1 protein-coding gene is annotated in these 2,953 nt (G+C 61.9%); it reads left to right on the top strand.

The features are described from left to right. Nucleotides 1-118: 118 nt before the first annotated feature. The coding region (locus FHS09_RS22360) for an RHS repeat protein (protein ID WP_183464099.1) at nucleotides 119-2,953 on the top strand (2,835 nt) is incomplete at its 3' end.

The raw sequence follows: 2,953 nt of genomic DNA, 5'->3' as shown, positions 1-2,953 counted from the left end.
CCTGCACGATTCCCCCAAATCCCCGGATAGGTAAGTCAAGAACGCGGCCCTTAGCCAGGGCGCCCTTAAGCGCCCGCCGCCGCACTACTCTTGATTACTTATGCCTTAGGGGGAATCTATGGTCGCCGTCATCAGCGGGGAAGCACTGGGCCTGTTCAACAGCACACAAACAGGCGTCGGTTCGGCGAATTTTGGCCAGGGACGGGAACAGGTCTACGTCAACGCTTCGACCGGTAACCTGGTGCTGCGCCAGCGGGACGAGTTCGTCGCCGCCTCGGGGCTGGACCTGTCCCTGCTGCGCACCTACAACAGCCAGGGCCAACTGGACGGCGACAACAACGACGGCTTCCGCTTCAACTTCACCCAGCAACTGGTCAACCTGGTGGGCTCCCCCAACCAGCCGGGCAGCCAGATCACCCGCATCGGCGGCGATGGCGCTGAGACGGTGTATACCTACGACGCCACCCTGCAGGCCTATGTCTCCCCCGACGGCGCCGGTGCCCACGACCAGATTGTCTACGACAGCGGCAACAGCCAGTGGGTCTGGTGGGAGGGTTCCAGCCGGGTCGAGGAAGTCTACGGCGATGTGAACGGCAACTGGAGGCTGATCGCCCGTGTGGATGCGGAGGGCCGTCAGGTGACCTTCGGCCACAATGCCAGCGGCCTGGTGGACAGCATCACCGACGCCGCCGGGCAGGTCTTCACCATTGCCTACACAGGCACCCAGGTCACCGGCGTCACCGTGGCCAGCGACGGCGTTACCCAGCAGCGCCTGCACTATAGCTACGACACCCAGGGCCGGTTGCAGACCGTCACCGTCGACCTGTCCCCGGAAGACAGCAGTATTGCCGACGGCAATGTCTACACCACCACCTACGCCTACGACGGCAGCAGCACCCGTATTGCGTCCATTGCCCAGAGCGACGGCACCCTCATGCAGTTCGCCTACACCGACGTGGACGGTCAGGGAGACTACCGGGTTACGGAAGTGCGTACCGGTCGGGCTTCTGCCAGCGGCCAGGCAACTGAACTCGATGGCAGTGACCTGCGCATCACCACCTATGCCTATAACCTGGCCAGCGACACCACCACCATCACCCAGGTGAGCAATCCCGAAGATATCCCCGCAAACTGGGTAGGCCCCCAGACCGAGCTGGTGTTCGACAGCGCAGGCCGCATCACCCGGATGACCGCCCCCGCCGACCAGAACGGACTGCGAGAAGTTACCCAGTACAGCTACGACACCGATGGCAACCTGCTGACCCTTACCGACCACAGCGGCAACACCACTACTTACGAGTACGACAGCCGCGGCAACCAGACCCTGATGCGCGACGCCCAGGGCAATACCGTCGAGCGGCAATACGACAGCCACAACCAGCTCATCAAGGAAATCGTCTACCTGCGTCCCGACCCGGACGGTGATGGCGCCGAACAGCCCGCCGAACCCCGCGTCACCCACTATGTCTACGACGACAACCAGCGCCTGCGCTACATCGTCGGCCACGACGGCACCGTACAGGAAACCCGCTACAGCGACGACAGCCAGAACCTGCAGAACGGCATCCCTGCCCGCACCGTCAGCAGCATCAGCTACCTGCAGCACGGTTACTACGACCAGTTCGATGCCGACAACTACACCGAGGCCAGCGCCGCCAACAGCGTCGACTTCGACCTGGCGACCCTGAACGCCTGGGTACAGAACACCCAGGCCGATATCCAGGCCAACAACCTGCAAAACGCCACAAGAAGAAACGACACCCAGCTCGACTTCCGCGGCCAGGTGCACAGCGTCACCCGCTACAACAACGTGGATCAAACCGGAACCGGCATCGCCGACGGCAGCGAGTCCACCAGTTACACCGTCTACGACGCCAACGGAAAATTACTCAGTACCATAGACCCCCGCGGCACAGGAGCAGGCTCCACCAGCTACAACACCAGCTACGCCTACGATGGCCTCGGCCGCCTGCTCAGCACCACCGACGTCAAGGGCCACACCAGCACCACCCTGTACAACGACGCCCAGTCGCAGATTGTCAGCACCGACGCCGACGGCCTGCAGATCACCCGCAGCTACGCCTCAAATGGCAGCCTGATCAGCGAAGCCCGCTTCGACACCACCAACAGCAATGCCACCCTGGGCGAGACCCAATACTTCTACGACAGCCTCGGCCGCATCCGTGCCACCCAGGATGCCATCGGCGCCATCAGCCACAGTCTCTACGACGACAGAGGCCAGATGGTGGCCGTGATCAGTGCCACCGGTAGTCTGACGGAGTTCCACTACGACGCCGAAGGAAAACAAACGCAAACCACCCACTACGCCAACAAGCTCAACAGCACCCAGCTGCAAAGCCTGTTGATCAAAGACGCAGGTCAAAACCCCATTGGCATCGACGAAAGCGTCACCCTCGATAACCTGAGGCCGGCACCCAATACGACCGAAGATCGCCAGAACTACCAGTACTACGACAGCGCCGACCGCGTACGTTTTTTTATCGACGCCGAAGGCTACCTCTCCGAAACCCAGTACAACGCCCAGGGGCAGACCCTGCGCACCACACAGTACGATGTAAAAATCCAAAACCCGCAGGCGGAAACCACCGACACCCTGGCCGCCAAATACGCAGCAGCCAACGCCAGCCTCAGTGTCACCAGCGACAGCGCCACAAACTGGGTCAATCCAATCCAGAGCTACGCCGAAGCGGACACCCTGGGCTTTAACCAGCAGATTGCCGCCAGCCAGAGCGGCAGTATCGACCTCAGCCAGAGTGCCACCACGCGACCCGCGCAAAATACCTATGCATTGGCCAGCACCACCAACGAGCGGGTGGAGAGCACGCAGACCGAGAGTGTCACCGGCAGTGCAATTACCAACACCTTCACGCGGCCGCCGAACCAGCCTTACACCTATGGCAGTACGGCCACAATCGCGGAGCAGTATACGAAG

It is taken from the genome of Microbulbifer rhizosphaerae (assembly GCF_014191725.1).
GTDB classification, from domain to species: Bacteria; Pseudomonadota; Gammaproteobacteria; order Pseudomonadales; family Cellvibrionaceae; genus Microbulbifer; species Microbulbifer rhizosphaerae.
The sequence above is the reverse complement of the archived record's forward strand: the minus strand, read 5'-3'. Positions and strand labels throughout refer to the sequence as shown.